Consider the following 15,197-nt stretch of genomic DNA (forward strand, 5'->3'; position numbering starts at 1 on the left):
GGGTCGGTTGCTCAGGCGGGAATGTCGGCGTCATCGAACTCGCTGGAAAACTGCAGCGGTGCGTTGGTGTTGCCGGTGGCCAGGGACTTCACATAAATCGGAGCAAGTGGGGCTTCCTGCACGAGGTCGAGCAGTTGCTCCTTGGCCAGTTCCAATACCGCAAGGAAGGTGACCAGAACGCCGAGCTTGCCTTCTTCGGCGGTGAACAGACTTTCAAAACGGTAGAACTTGTCGCCTTCCAGCAGGCTGAGCACATCGCCCATGCGCTGCCGCACACTCAGAGCCTCGCGTTTGATCGCGTGGCCGCTGAACAGCTCGGCGCGCTTGAGTACGTCGTGCAGCGCCAGCAGCATTTCCTTCAGTTCCACCGGCGGTGGGGTCTTGACCAGCACCCGCTCGGGCACGAAGGCGTGCGCCATGCTGGTGTCGCGGTCCTGCCGGGGCAGGCTGTCGATGTCCTCGGCGGCCTGCTTGAAACGTTCGTATTCCTGCAGACGGCGTACCAGCTCGGCGCGCGGGTCTGCTTCTTCGCCTTCGATGCTGGGTGGGCGCGGCAACAGCATGCGCGACTTCACTTCAGCAAGAATGGCTGCCATCACCAGATACTCGGCTGCCAGTTCAAAGCGCAGCTCCTGCATCACGTTGATGTATTCCACGTACTGCTTGGTGATCTCGGCGACCGGGATATCAAGGATGTCCAGGTTCTGCCGGCGGATCAGGTAGAGCAGCAGATCCAGCGGGCCCTCGAATGCGTCAAGGATGACTTCCAGTGCGTCCGGCGGAATGTACAGATCCTGGGGGATCTGCAGAACCGGCTGGCCATGCACCATCGCCAGCGGCATTTCCTGCTGCTGAGGTAAGGATTGCTGCGCTGGCGGGTTCGCGTCGTGCGCGAGTTCGGAAGTCATCAGGTCGACATTCGGGGGTATTGCGGGCTGTACACACCCCAGGTTCTCGCCCGGGAGGGTTCCAGCCCCTGTATTACGAGCTACTCGCGCTTGTTTGGCGCGCTTCCACACATAAACAACAAGGCGCGCCGCAGTATCAGCGGCAACGTCATTACGAGGAGGTCGTCTACGCGGTCCGGGAAGTGATGTGCTTCGGTGGTTGGGTGGCGGGTCTGGGCCCGTCACCGCACCGAGCGGCAACTGGCCGACTGCGTGCAATGGACTAAAGAGTAATCGCCCGGGCAGGGCGGTGTCCAGCATTGTGACGCTAGACTTGGCATCGTTCCATTCAGCAGACAAGCGGAGAAAGGCCAGTGTGGTACGTAATCGAGGGCTATGACGGTACGGATGTGCTTGCGGCGCGGCTGCAGGCGCGGGCGGCGCACCTGCAGCGGTTGCAGACATTGCTTGACCAGGGGCGGCTGCTTTTGGCCGGTCCCTGTCCTGCGGTTGACGCGGAAGATCCCGGTCCGGCCGGCTTCAGCGGCAGCGTGGTGATTGCCAGTTTCGAGAATCTGGGCGCCGCGCGGGCCTGGGCCGAGGCTGACCCTTACGTGGCGGCGGGCGTCTATGTGCGCGTGGATGTGCGGCCATTCCGCAAGGTGTTGCCATGAGCCGGGTCGAGCGGATCCGCAGCGCCCTGCAGGCGGCGTTCACCCCGCAGCTGGTGGAGGTGCGGGACGACAGCCACCGTCACGCCGGCCATGTTGGGGCCAGTGATGGGCGAGGGCATTTCAAGGTCATGGTGGTTAGCGAGGCATTTGCGGGCAAGGCGCCGCTGGCCCGCCACCGGGCGGTCTATGCCGCGCTCGGCGACATGATGGAAACGGACATCCATGCGCTCTCGATCAAGGCGCTGACCCCCCAGGAGCAGAGGGCTCCGGGCTGAACGGGCAAGGTGACCGCAGGACGCCCGGCAAGCTGGACAGGACAGTACTTGTCCGCACGGGACATCCAGACCTAACGAACTGTTTACAATCGCAATTGGAAACGTTTACAGTCCGCCTCACCCTGTATTGCGGAGGGTAGGGCGGTGGCGAAGTCGGCAGTTACGATCAAGGATGTCGCCCGCGAGGCGAATGTCTCCGTCGCCACGGTGTCACGCGCGCTCAATGGCCACGACAATGTCGCCGCGCCGGTGCGCGCGCTGGTCCTTGAGGTCGCCAAGCGCTTGCGCTACAGCCCGCATGCGGCTGCGCGCAGCCTCAGCAGCCGCAGTACCCAGACCGTCGGCCTGGTACTTCCTGACCTTTACGGCGAGTTCTTTTCCGAGTTGATGCGCGGCATCGACGGCGTGGCCAGTGCCCATCGCCGGCACCTGCTGGTGTCCAGCTACCACGGTGAACAGAAACAGCAGGGTGCCGTGCTGCAGGCGATGCGTGGCCGCGTGGATGGCCTGCTTGTCCTGTCGCCCTACGCTGGCGACCCTGATTTTCTGATCGACAACCTGCCGCCTGCGCTGCCCACGGTATTGATCAACACGCCCTTGGCGGACGCTCATTACCCGGTTTTCAGCATCGATGACCATGCCGGCGCGCTGTCCATGACCCGGCATCTGCTTGATGCCGGCCATCGCCGCATCGCCTTCATCGCGGGGCCGGTGCACAACCACGATGCACAGCAACGCCTGCAGGGTTTCCGTGCGGCGATGGCGGCGTTCGACGGCAAGGTGGAAGCGATCGAGCTGCCGGGCAACTTTGACGAAGCCTCCGGCCACCAGGCTGGATTGGCATTGTTGGCGCGCTCAAGCCTGCCGGATGCGGTGTTTGCCGCCAACGACATGATGGCCCTGGGTTGTCTGTATGCGTTCTCGCAGGCAGGCGTGAAAGTACCTGCGCAAATCGCACTCGCCGGCTATGACGACATCCCTTTGGCGCGTTTTGTTCACCCCGCGTTGACAACGATGCAGGTCAGCATCGCCGAGTTGGGCGAGCGGGCGATGCTGCAGCTGGTGCAGATGATCGACAACGATCAGACACAGGCGGCGCCCGCCGTAACGCTGGTTCCAACCTTGGTCGTACGCGATTCCACCGTCGCGGGCGACGTTTCTGCACCCGGCGATAGACCGGGGTAGCTCACACACACAACCCTTGCGGCTTCCCTGTCGCTGCCTTGGGAGAGGTAAAACATGAACAAGAAATTGAATGACGCCATGCCCCCACGCAAGCTGCTCAGCGGTGCGCTTGCTGCGTGCCTGTTGCTGGGCACAGCGCCGGCGTTCGCACAGAGCACCAGTGCCACCATCCGTGGCCAGGTGATGGCTGACTCGGCCCCCGCCGCGCAGGCCCAGGTCACCGCCACCAACATCGCCACTGGCCTTGCGCGCAGCGTGCAGAGCACCGGCACCGGCAGTTATTCGCTGGCTGGCCTGCCGCCGGGTACCTACAAGGTGGATGTCGTTGCCGGCGGCAAGAGCAGCAGCCAGAACATCACCGTGGCCGTCGGCCAGACCGCCACCGTCAACCTGGGTGTGGGCGGCGTGGCTGAAACCGGCGGCGGGTCGGCAACCACGCTCGATGCGGTGCAGGTAACGGCGCAGGCGCCGATCGAGACCAAGACCTCGGAAATTGCCACCTACATCACCCCGCAGCAGATCCAGGCCTTGCCGCAGGGCACGCGCAACTTCCTGGCCTTCGCCGACACCGTGCCTGGCATGGTGTTCGAGCAGAATCCGTCCAACGGTTCCACCAAGCTGCGCGGTGGCGTGCAGAGCGCCAACAACGTCAACGTCTACATCGATGGTGTGGGCCAGAAAAACTATGTCACCCAGGGTGGCATCACCGGCCAGGATGCCAGCCGCGGCAACCCGTTCCCGCAGTTGGCCATCGGTGAGTACAAGGTCATCACCTCCAATTACAAGGCCGAGTACGACCAGATCAGTTCGGCTGCGGTGACCGCGGTGACCAAGTCCGGCACCAATGAGTTCAAGGGCTCGTTCTTCTGGGATTACACCAACCAGGATTGGCGCGAACTGCGCGAGAGCGAGAAGAACGGCGTCGGCAAGACCCGTTCCGGCGAGAAACAATACGGCGGCAGCTTCGGTGGCCCGATCGTGCAGGACCGCGCGCACTTCTTCGTCACCTACGAGGGCAAGGAATACAACGCGCCGCAGGACCTCAAGCCCGGTGAGGGCCGCTTGCCCAGCGACCTGCCGCAGTCCTGGCGCGACCAGCTCGGTGCCACCGCGACGCCGTTCAAGGAAGACCTGTACTTCGGCAAGCTGGATTGGTCGGTGAACGATGCCAACCTGCTTGAGTTCACCTACAAGCGCCGTGAAGAGAGCGAGATCGGCAACGTCGGCGGGCAGAGCGCGCGCAGCTACGGCACCGATACCGGCGTCACCGAGGACCGCTACGACCTGCGTTGGCAGTACTCCAACACCAATTGGCTCAGCGATTCGCACCTCACCTACGAGAAGGCGTTCTGGACCAAGGCGCCGGTCAATTTCGGCAACGGCAGTGTGCTGACCGACGGCAGCGGCGATGACGGCAAGCAGATCTACCGCATCGGTGCCGGCGACGGCGGCCTGCAGGACAAGGGCCAGAAGGGCTGGTCGTTCCAGAACGACACCACCTTCTTCGGCTGGGAAGGGCACACGCTCAAGTTCGGCGTCAAGTACAAGCAGGTGGACCTGGACACGATCGAACAGCAGCCCTACAACCCGCAGTTCTACTACGACATCAACCAGGGCGGCGACGTGCCGTACTTCGTGCGCTTCGGCAGCCCGGCGGTCGGTACCGGTGGCGGCGCGGTCACCTCCAAGAACAAGCAGTTCGGCATCTACATCCAGGACGACTGGGAAGTTACCGAGCGCCTGACCTTGAACCTGGGCCTGCGCTGGGATTACGAAAAGACCCCGTCCTACCTGGATTACGCCACCGCACCGGACGTGCTGGCCTCGCTGGCCAGCCAGGACCCGAATGCCGGCGCTGGCCAGACCTATGCGCAGACGCTGGCGCTGGGCGGCATCGACATCAACCGCTATATCAGCACCGGCAACAACCGCAAACCGTTCAAGGATGCGATCCAGCCGCGTCTGGGCTTCTCCTATGACCTGAGCGGCGATGAGCGGCTGGTGCTGTTCGGCGGTGTCGGCCGTTCCTATGACCGCAATCTGTTCGACTACCTGCAGCTGGAACGCAGCAAGGCGTCCTTCCCGACCCGTCGTTTCAAGATCAACTCGCCCGGGCATGCCTGTGCGGTGGGCGGCGACTGCCTGGACTGGAATCCGCAGCTGCTGGATCGCGATTACCTGATGTCGCTGGTGGATGCGACCGAGGCCGGCCGCGAAGTGTGGATGTTCGACAACAAGCTGAAAACGCCGTATTCGGACCAGTTCAGCGTGGGCATCCGCAGCAGCTTCAACATGGGCGGGCATGACTGGAACAGTTCGGCCACCGTGCAGCACACCCGTTACAAGGACGGCCTGCTGATCTCACGCGGCAACCGCTATGCCGATGGCGGCGTTTTTGCCCCCAACGGCAGCCCGTGGAACGCGCCGGGTCTGCCGGATCTGGGCGCGCTGATCGTCGCTACCAATGGCTTCGAATCCAAGAACACCGCCTTGCTGTTGAGCCTGGACAAGCCTTACACGGCTGAAAGCCCGTGGAACCTCAACGTTGCCTACACGCTGACCGACGCCAAGCAGAACATCCATGAAAAGGATCCGGTGTTCGGCTGGTACTTCCAGCAGGGCGGCTGGTTCGATGGTGCCTGGGCGCCGAAGCACCGTCTGGTGGTCAGTGGCTTCACCGATCTGCCGTGGGGCATGAGCGCGTCCGGCAAGCTGACACTGGCCAGCAAGATCAAGCGCTGGGATATCGACGGTACCGCTGCCTACGGTGGCTACGAGCGTCCGCACAGCTGGGAGCCGAGTGGCAGCCTGGGCTTCAAGCAGTTCGACATGTCGCTGACCAAGACCTGGGACACCGGCACCGACCTCAAGCTCAAGGTGCGCGCCGACCTGCTCAATGCCTTCAACTGGACCAACTGGGGCGGTTACGGCATCAACTGGGACACCGGTGTGGTCAGCAGCTGGGATCAGTACGCCACCCGTACCTTCAAGCTGTCATTTGGTCTGGATTGGTAAGTGCCAGCGTCCCGGTCGCCTTATAGTTGGCGGCCGGGACTTTTCCTATATGCAGTACGCCTTCGCCACGTGAATGTGGTGCTATGTTTTCGAGATGGATGTCGCCTTGAGCAAGTCACGTACCCCGCAGTTGTTGGCCTGTGTTCTCGCCGGTATCGGGCTGGCGTTGTTGGGGGGCTGTGGCAAGGCGCCGGAGCCTCCGATGCCCAAGGTATTGCCGCAGGTGATCCTGATCGAGGCGGACCTGCCGCCACGGCCGATGAAACCGGATCTGCCGCCGCTGTTCGACGACATCGAGCGGCGCACGTTCCAGTTCTTCTGGGACACCACCAACGAACAGAACGGGCTCACCCCCGACCGCTACCCGTCACGGCCGTTTGCCAGCATCGCCTCGGTCGGCTTCGCGCTGACCTCCTATCCGATCGGCATCGAGAACGGCTGGGTCAGCCGCAACCAGGCGGTGGAACGCACCCTGGTCACGCTGAAGTTCTTCCGTGACCTGCCCAGCGGGCCGCAGCGTACCGGCAAGGCCGGTTACAAGGGTTTCTACTACCACTTCCTGGACATGCAGCAGGGCCGCCGCTATGACAGCTGGGTGGAACTGTCCAGCGTGGATACCGCACTGTTGCTGATGGGCGTGCTGTTCGCACAGTCGTACTACGACCAGGACAATCCGCGCGAGAAGGAAATCCGGCAGATTGCCGACACTCTCTACAAGCGCGTGGATTGGCAGTGGCTGCAACGCAACAAGCCGCTGGTCTCGATGGGCTGGTTCCCGGAAAGCGGCTTCATCCAGCACGACTGGATGGGCTACAACGAGGCGATGATGCTGTACGTGCTGGCGCTGGGTTCGCCGACGCATCCGGTCGAGCCCGACGCGTGGACGGTGTGGTCGCGCACCTACGACAACGACTGGGGCGTTTACCAAGGCCAGGAGTATCTGTCGTTTGGGCCGTTGTTCGGCCATCAATACAGCCATGTCTGGATCGACTTCCGCGATATCCAGGACCCGTACATGCGCGAGCGCGGCATCGATTACTTCCTCAACAGCCGCCGCGCCACGCTTGCCCAACGCGAATACGCGATTGAAAACCCGATGCAGTGGAAGGACTACAGCGCCAACGTCTGGGGCCTGACTGCCGGCGACGGGCCGCAGAACACCACCCAGGAATACAAGGGCGAGCAGCGTCAGTTCCGTCACTATTCGGCACGTGGCGCGGGCCTGCGCGAGAACTTCGACGACGGCACCATCGTGCCCTCGGCGGCGATCTCTTCATTGCCGTTCGCACCGGAAGTGGTGATCCCGGCCACGGTGGAGATGCACAAGCGCTACGGCGATTACCTGTATTCGAGCTACGGCTTCCTGGACTCGTTCAATCCCAGCTTCGGCTACGACATTCCGCTCAAGACCGGGCGTTTGATCCCCGATCGCGGCTGGGTTGCCAGCGATTACATCGCCATCGACCAAGGCCCGATCCTGGCCGGCATCGCCAACTACCGCGATGAATTCGTGTGGGAGGTGATGAAAAAGAACCCCTACATCCGCAAGGGCCTGGAGCGGGCTGGGTTCACCGGTGGCTGGCTTGCCCCGGAAGACAGCTTCCAGCCACTGCAGAAAGACGAGCAGGCGGCATCGGCGCGGGCATCGGGCATTGCCGAGTCGCGCGCTGCGGCGGCGGCCGAGCAAAAGGCGGCCAGCCAGCCGTCGGCCCCGCCAGCGGCAAAGAAACAGTGAAGCGCGGCCAATGATCCGCGCGCTGGCAGTGCTGTTGTTGCTGCTCGCAGGCTGCAGCAAGCCGGAGCAGGGCACCACCCTGCGGTTCTGGGCGATGGGCCGCGAGGCCGAAGTGGTCGGCGAACTGGTGCGCGAGTTCGAGGCCGAAAACCCCGGCATCCATGTCGACGTGCAGAACATTCCATGGACCGCCGCGCATGAAAAACTGCTGACCGCCTATGCTGCCGATGGCTTGCCGGATGTCTGCCAGCTCGGCAATACCTGGATCGCGGAATTCGCCACCCTGCAGGCGCTGACCCCGCTGCAGCCACTGGTGGATGCATCCACCGGTATCGATCAACGCGATTACTTTGCCGGCATCTGGGATACCAATGTCGTCGACGGTGAGCTGGTTGGCATTCCCTGGTACGTGGATACGCGCCTGCTGTTCTATCGCAAGGATCTGCTGCGCAAGGCCGGCTACGCGCAGCCGCCGCGCACCTGGGCCGAATGGGAGCAGATGAACGCGGCGCTGAAGAAGATCATGGGCACACGCGGCTACCCGGTGCTGATGCCCTTGAACGAGTTCGAACCACAACTCTCGTTTGCCCTGCAGCAGGAAGATACCTTGCTGCGCGACGGCGATACCCGTGGCAATTTCCGCAGCCCCGGTTTCCGGCGCACGCTGGCCTTCTACGACAACATGTTCGAGCAGGGCTGGGCGCCGAAGATGTCCGAAACCCAGATCTCCAATGTCTGGGACGAGTTCTTCCGTGGCTTCACCGCCTTCTATCTGTCCGGGCCGTGGAATATCCGCGAGTTCCGCCAGCGCCAGCCACCCGGGCTGGAAGGCGAGTGGGGCACAACGCCGCTGCCCGGTCCCGATGGTCCCGGCGCAGGCATTGCCGGCGGCACCAGCCTGGTGGTGTTCCGTTCCTCGCAGAAGAAGGAAGCGGCCTGGAAGCTGATCGAGTTCCTGTCGCGGCCTGAGATCCAACAGCGCTTCTACAAGATCATTGGCGACCTGCCGCCGCGTCGCAGTGCGTGGCGCTCGCCGGAATTGCAGAATGATCCTTTGACTGCCGCCTTCGCCGACCAGCTCGAACGCGTCAAACCCACGCCCAAAGTGCTGGAGTGGGAGCGTATTGCCCAGCAGATGCGGGTGGTGACCGAACAGGTGGTGCGCGGTGGTTTGCCGCAGGACAGGGCAGTAGAACAGCTGGATCAACAGGTGGATGACATCCTCGCCAAGCGCCGCTGGATCGTCGAACAGCAGGCGGCCGCCGCAACGAAGGCAGCGCCATGAAGCGCGGATCGCTGGCTGGCTGGATCTTTGCCGCACCGGCGCTGATCGTGATCGGCGTGTTCTTCGGCCTGCCGGTGTTGTCGGCGCTGGCCTTGAGCCTGACCGACTTCGATCTCTACGCGCTGGCCGACCCGCACAATCTGCGCTTCAACGGCCTGGGCAATTACATCGACCTGCTGCAGACGCCGATGTTCTGGAAGTCGCTGGGCAATACCGCGTACTTCGTGGTGGCCGGTGTGCCCTTGTCGATCGCGGTTTCGCTGGGTGCAGCGCTGTTGCTCAATGCGCCGGCGGCGCGTTTCAAGGCGCTGTTCCGCACCGCGCTGTTTGCACCGGTGGTAACCACGCTGGTGGCTGTGGCGGTGATCTGGCGTTACCTTTTCCATACCCGCTACGGCATGGTGAACTGGGGGTTGGGCCAGATCGGCATCAATCCCATCGATTGGCTGGGTGACCCGAACTGGGCGATGCCAACCATCATTGGTTTCGCGGTGTGGAAGAACTTCGGCTACAACATGGTGATCTTCCTGGCCGGGCTGCAGGCCATTCCCAAGGACCTGTACGAGGCAGCGCGGATTGATGGCGCCTCGCGTTGGCAGCAGTTCCTGCATATCACCTTGCCGATGCTGGGGCCGGTGCTGCTGGTGGTCGGCGTGATTACCGTGTCGGGCTATTTCCAGCTGTTTGCCGAGCCCTATGTGATGACCCGTGGCGATCCGCTGCAGAGCACGGTGAGCGTGCTGTATTTCATGTTCGAGGAAGGCTTCAAGTGGTGGAACCTGGGTCGCGCCTCGGCCGTGGCCTTCCTGCTATTCCTGATCATCCTGGCGGTGACCACGTTGATGTTGCGCTTCGGCAAGCGCAGGGAGCTGGTATGAGTGGCGTTGCTGGCAGTCGGGAAATCGGCCAATCGCGTTGGCATGCGTGGTGGGTGAACGGCGGGCTGTTGCTGCTGGCGCTGGTCAGCCTGGCACCGTTGGCGTGGATGTTGTCGGTGTCGTTCATGCCCAGCGGGCAGGCATCGCAGTTTCCGCCGCCACTGTTGCCTGCGCATACCACGCTGGCCAACTACCAAGCCTTGTTCGCGCGAACCGGCATGGGCAACAACTTCGTCAACAGCTTGCTGGTATCGGTTGCGATCACCTTGGGCTCGCTGCTGTTCAATACCCTGGCCGGCTACGCTTTTGCCAAGCTGCGTTTTGCCGGCCGTGAGCGCCTGTTCCAGATGCTGCTGGCGGCACTGGTGATTCCGGCGCAGGTGGCGATGCTGCCACTGTTCCTGCTGATGAAACAGATGGGCCTGGTCAACACCTTCGGTGGCGTGGTGATTCCCGCCTTGGCCAGCGTATTCGGCATCTTCCTGGTGCGCCAGTACGCGCGCTCGATTCCCGATGAGCTGCTGGAAGCGGCGCGCATCGATGGCGCCAGCGAGGCGCGCATCTTCTTCCAGATCGTGCTGCCGATGCTCAAGCCGGTGCTGGTGACCTTGGCGATCTTCACCTTCATGGGCGCATGGAACGATTTCATGTGGCCGTTGATCGTATTGACCGACCAGGAGCACTACACCTTGCCGGTGGCACTGGCCAGCCTGTCGCGCGAGCACATCATGGACGTGGAAATGATGATGGCCGGTGCGGTTGTCACGGTATTGCCGGTGCTGTTGCTGTTCCTGGTGCTGCAGCGCTACTACATCCAGGGTCTGCTGCTGGGCAGCGTCAAGGGCTGAGGCCGCAGCAAACGAAAGGTGGCGGCGATGCTGTCTTTCCATACGTAACATACCGCCGCGAATGGCGGTGATCTTTGCGAAAATCCGGCAGTTGCTGCCGGCGATGAATCAGGATTCTGGTGATGAAAATGCGTACTGTGATCGGCCTGTTGTTCTTGCTGCTGGCCTGGGTGCAGCCGGCCAACGCAGCCGTGCTGGCCAAGTTTGACGATATCGCCGCCTGGCAGCTGATCACCTCGCCGCAGGTCAGCGGTTCGCTGCGTCCGGTTGCCGGCAACAATGGCCGTGCGCTGTGCCTGGACTACGACTTCCACGAAGTCTCCGGCTATGTCGGTATCCGCCGGCCATTGGATGTGACCTGGCCGGAAAACTACCAGTTGTCCTTCGACCTGCGCGGCGATTCGCCGGCCAATGATCTGCAGTTCAAGCTGGTTGATGCCAGCGGCGACAATGTCTGGTGGGTCAACCGCCCAGGTTTCAACTTCCCGAAGAACTGGACCCGCATCACGTACCGCAAGCGGCATATCGAAAAGGCCTGGGGACCGGGCCAGGACAAGACCCTGCGCCGCAGCGCGGCGGTGGAGTTCACCATCTACAGCAAGGTAGGTGGCCGCGGCACGGTGTGCTTCGATCAGTTGAACCTGCAGCCACTGCCCAAGGAAGACAACTCGGCGCTGACCACCACGGTGATTGCCGATACCGCGACCGCCCTGCAGCAGCGGATTGCCGACGGCAGGGCGGATACCTTGTGGATCAGTGGCGGCGTCAAGCAGCAGACCGTGAGCCTGGACCTGGGCAAGGTGCGTGAGTTCGGCGGTGCGGTGGTGCAGTGGGCGCCGGGGCTGGAAGCGTCGCGCTACGTGGTGCGTTCGTCCACCGATGGCCGCGACTGGAAAACCCTGCGTGAAGTGAGCAGCGGTTCGGGCGGCAAGGATTGGCTGGCGTTGCCCGAGACCGAAGCACGCTACCTGCGCTTTGATCTGGTTGACGGCCCCAACTGGCGCTACGGCATCCGCGATATCAGCCTCAAGCCGTTGTCGTTCGCGACCACGCCGAATGATTTCGTCCGCTCAGTCGCCGCCGATCTGCCGCGTGGCGCCCTGCCGCGTGGCTTCAGCGGCGAGCAACCCTACTGGACGATCCTGGGCCTGGATGGCGGCCGCGAACAGGCCTTGATCAGCGAGGACGGCGCGCTGGAAGCGGCCAAGGCCGGTTTCAGCATCGAGCCGTTCGTCGTGCTCGACGGCAAGGTGATTGGCTGGGCCGAGGTGAAGACCACGCAGGTGCTGCTCGACGGCTATCTGCCGATGCCGACGGTGGGCTGGCAGCACGAACGCTTCGCCTTGAATGTCGGCGGCTTTGTGCAGGGCCGGCCGGAGCAGGCGCAGCTGGTTGCACGCTACGAGCTGCGCAATACCGACAAGGTTGCGCATGAGTACCGCCTGGCGCTGGCGGTACGGCCGTTCCAGGTCAACCCGCCCAGCCAGTTCCTCAACACCGTCGGTGGCGTCAGCCGCATCGACAACCTGGCGATGCAGCCGGCGCAGGTCAGCGTCAACGGCCAGCCGCGCGTGTATGCAACGGCGCCGGCCGATGCCGTGTTCGCCAGCAGTTTCGACAGCAAGCTGGATGTCACCCACCTGGCCGACAAGACCTTGCCGGGCACGAAGGAAGTTCGCGACGCCACCGGTCTTGCCTCCGGTGCGCTGGTCTACAACTGGAAACTGGAACCGGGCCAGCGCCGCGAGGTGGTGCTGGTGCTGCCGCAGACCGGCAACTGGCAGATGCCGGCCAAATTCGATGCCGACAAGGCACAGCAACAGGTCGCCGCGATGTGGCGACAGAAGCTGGACCAGCTCAAGCTGCGCCTGCCGGAAGCGGGCCAGCCCTTGGCCAATACGCTGCGCACGGCGTTGGCGCATATGTTGATTTCGCGGGTGGGGCCGAGCCTGCAGCCGGGCACGCGTTCCTATGCGCGCAGCTGGATCCGCGATGGCGCGATGATTTCTGAAGGGCTGCTGCGGATGGGGCGCGCCGATGCGGTGCGCCAGTACGTGGACTGGTATGCGCCGTATCAGTTTGAAAGCGGCATGGTGCCGTGCTGCGTGGATGCGCGTGGCAGCGACCCGGTACCGGAGAACGACAGCCACGGCGAGTTGATCTACACCATCGCCGAATACTGGCGGCATACCGGCGATACCGCGTTCCTGCAGCAGATGTGGCCACATGTGCAGAAGGCCTGGAGCTATATGGAACACCTGCGGCTGAGCGAGCGCACCGAGGAGAACCGGGCGCGCAATGCCGGCTTCTACGGCATGATGCCGGCCTCGATCAGCCATGAAGGCTATTCGGCCAAACCAGTGCATTCGTACTGGGACAATTTCTGGGCGCTGCGGGGTTACAAGGACGCGGCCGACATGGCGGCTGCGTTGGGGCTGGAAGCGGAAGCGGCAACCATGGCTGCATCGCGCGATCAGTTCCGTCAGGATCTGGACGAATCACTGCACGCGGCAATGGCTGCGCATAAGATCGACTATCTGCCCGGCTCAGTGGAGTTGGGCGACTTCGATGCCACCTCGACCACCATCGCTTTGGCGCCGGGCGGCGAGCAGGGCAGGTTGCCGCAACCGGCCTTGGACAATACGTTCGAACGTTATTGGCAGAACTTCGTCGAGCGCCGTGACGGCAAGCGCCAGTGGAAGGACTACACGCCGTACGAATGGCGCAACGTCAGTGCCTTCGTGCGCCTGGGTTGGCGCGCACGGGCCTGGGAGGCGACCGAGTTCTTCTTCAAGGACCGCGCGCCGCCGGCGTGGAACCAGTGGGCTGAAGTGGTTTCTTCAACGCCGCGTCAGCCGTTCTTTGTCGGTGACCTGCCGCATGCGTGGGTGGCGTCGGATTTCGTCCGCTCGGCGTTGGACATGTTCGCCTACGAGCGCGATGTAGATGGGCCGATCGTACTGGCCGCAGGTGTGCCCAGTGCCTGGCTGACCGGCAAGGGCATCGCCATCGAGGATCTGAATACTTCGCACGGCAGCTTGAGCTATTCGCTGCAGCGCAGTGACAAGCAGCTCACCCTGCAGGTGTCCGAAGGGCTGCGTTTGCCGGCGGCGGGGCTGTTGCTGCAATGGCCTTATGAAGGCACGCCGGGAGACGCGACGATCAATGGCGAGCCGGCGCAATGGCTGGGCAATGAGCTGCATATCGGCAGCCTGCCGGCCAAGGTCGAGATCGAGATTCCTGCGGACCTGCGCCGCAGTGAGCGCGGCAAGCGCTGAGTCATAAAAACTGCGCCTCGAATACCGAGGCGCAGGCCAGTCGACGAGAGGGAGAGGAAGAACTTCCGTCGGATCTGAAAAAACCAAACCACCAGCCTACCGTTGGCTTGTTGCCAATGGCTGGAAGCAAAGCTGTAGTGCCGAGCCATGCTCGGCAGGGGCATTGCCCGGGAATGCGTGTAGGAGCGGCGTAAGCCGCGAAGCTGATGGTGCTGCAGCCGCGGCAAGGCAAGGCCGTGCTCGACAGAGGCAGGTGGTTTTGTCGCTGTTGGCTTCGCGGCTTACGCCGCTCCTACAACGGTCGCTAAATTTGTGGGAGCGGCGTGAGCCGCGAAGCTGGTGGTGCATGCAGGCCTTGCATAAACCAGCACCCACCTCCTGGTCGAAACCTTGGGAAGTGGATGTAGGTGGTTCTATTGGCGTCGGCTTCGCGGCTTACGCCGCTCCCATAAAAAGGCGCGGTACGTCAGCCGGCGCGGGCCTGCTTGACGATGGCTGCTGCGGCGGCAGCGGACTTCTTTACTTCGTCCCACTGACCGTTGCGGATCCAGCTGTCCTGCACCATCCACGAGCCACCAATGCAGACCACGTTCTTCTGCGCCAGGTAGTCGCCTGCGGTGGCTTCGGTGATGCCGCCGGTGGGGCAGAGCTTGAGTTCCGGGATGGGACCGGCAACGCCCTTGATCATCGCCAGCCCGCCAACGGCAGTGGCCGGGAACAGCTTGCAGATACGGAAGCCGCGCGCCACCAGTTCCAACAATTCGGTCGGCGAAGCCGCACCGGGAACCACCGGCAACGGCGCGGCGGCCAGCGCAACGGCCATATGCGCGGGTGTGCCCGGGGTGACGATGAAGTCGGCGCCGGCATCGATCGAGCGCTGCATCTGCTCGACGGTCAGCACGGTGCCCGCACCCACCACCACATCCGGCAGCTCGCGCTTGAGCATGGCCAAGGCTTCCATCGCCACCGGCGTGCGCAGGGTCAGTTCAATCGCTGGCAAGCCACCTTCCAGCAGCGCTGCGCTCACGGCGCGCGCCTGGTCCAGGGTGTGCACGGTAACTACCGGCAGGATGCCGGCGGCAGTCAACAGCTGCTCAGCGCGGTCCTGGTATTGGGTAATGCTCATAGTGTCCTCAT

11 protein-coding genes are annotated in these 15,197 nt (G+C 63.2%); 9 read left to right on the plus strand and 2 right to left on the minus strand.

Annotated features, from left to right (window positions below):
* Positions 1-11: 11 nt before the first annotated feature.
* Positions 12-908 carry a segregation and condensation protein A gene (locus ACVOKO_RS06240; protein ID WP_346498076.1) on the minus strand — a complete coding sequence of 299 codons (897 nt, stop codon included), beginning with the start codon at positions 906-908 and terminating at the stop codon, positions 12-14.
* 353 nt (positions 909-1,261) lie between these two features.
* On the opposite strand from ACVOKO_RS06240, the gene ACVOKO_RS06245 reads away from it, so the two are divergent.
* From ACVOKO_RS06245 to ACVOKO_RS06285, 9 genes are all read left to right on the plus strand, one after another.
* Positions 1,262-1,561 (plus strand): YciI family protein, encoded by a 300-nt coding sequence (locus tag ACVOKO_RS06245; protein ID WP_346498077.1) that lies wholly within the window; start codon positions 1,262-1,264, stop codon positions 1,559-1,561.
* Positions 1,558-1,836: a BolA family protein gene (locus tag ACVOKO_RS06250; RefSeq protein WP_346498078.1), complete on the plus strand. Its 279-nt coding sequence runs from the start codon at positions 1,558-1,560 to the stop codon at positions 1,834-1,836. The genes ACVOKO_RS06245 and ACVOKO_RS06250 overlap by 4 nt, the downstream gene beginning before the upstream one ends.
* A 144-nt stretch (positions 1,837-1,980) precedes the next feature.
* Entirely contained in the window at positions 1,981-3,021 is a 1,041-nt protein-coding gene (locus tag ACVOKO_RS06255; RefSeq protein WP_346498079.1) for a LacI family DNA-binding transcriptional regulator, read from the plus strand.
* Between the two features lie 54 nt (positions 3,022-3,075).
* Positions 3,076-6,036 carry a TonB-dependent receptor gene (locus ACVOKO_RS06260; RefSeq protein ID WP_346498080.1) on the plus strand — a complete coding sequence of 987 codons (2,961 nt, stop codon included), beginning with the start codon at positions 3,076-3,078 and terminating at the stop codon, positions 6,034-6,036.
* Between the two features lie 160 nt (positions 6,037-6,196).
* Positions 6,197-7,771: a glucoamylase family protein gene (locus ACVOKO_RS06265; RefSeq protein WP_430980724.1), complete on the plus strand. Its 1,575-nt coding sequence runs from the start codon at positions 6,197-6,199 to the stop codon at positions 7,769-7,771.
* 13 nt (positions 7,772-7,784) lie between these two features.
* Entirely contained in the window at positions 7,785-9,056 is a 1,272-nt protein-coding gene (locus tag ACVOKO_RS06270; RefSeq protein WP_481558681.1) for a sugar ABC transporter substrate-binding protein, read from the plus strand.
* Positions 9,053-9,934 (plus strand): carbohydrate ABC transporter permease, encoded by an 882-nt coding sequence (locus ACVOKO_RS06275; protein ID WP_057626068.1) that lies wholly within the window; start codon positions 9,053-9,055, stop codon positions 9,932-9,934. The genes ACVOKO_RS06270 and ACVOKO_RS06275 overlap by 4 nt, the downstream gene beginning before the upstream one ends.
* Positions 9,931-10,782, plus strand: coding sequence for a carbohydrate ABC transporter permease (locus tag ACVOKO_RS06280; protein ID WP_346498082.1), 852 nt, complete (start codon positions 9,931-9,933; stop codon positions 10,780-10,782). Before ACVOKO_RS06275 ends, ACVOKO_RS06280 begins: the two co-directional genes overlap by 4 nt.
* A 128-nt stretch (positions 10,783-10,910) precedes the next feature.
* Positions 10,911-14,060, plus strand: coding sequence for a discoidin domain-containing protein (locus tag ACVOKO_RS06285; RefSeq protein ID WP_346498115.1), 3,150 nt, complete (start codon positions 10,911-10,913; stop codon positions 14,058-14,060).
* Positions 14,061-14,526: 466 nt separating this feature from the next.
* Here ACVOKO_RS06285 and eda read toward each other — a convergent pair whose 3' ends face one another.
* On the minus strand, positions 14,527-15,186 hold the full coding sequence (gene eda / locus ACVOKO_RS06290) for a bifunctional 4-hydroxy-2-oxoglutarate aldolase/2-dehydro-3-deoxy-phosphogluconate aldolase (RefSeq protein ID WP_346498083.1): 660 nt from the start codon (positions 15,184-15,186) through the stop codon (positions 14,527-14,529).
* Between the last annotated feature and the right edge of the window lie 11 nt (positions 15,187-15,197).

The sequence above is a fragment of the Stenotrophomonas sp. STEN240 genome, from assembly GCF_056756175.1.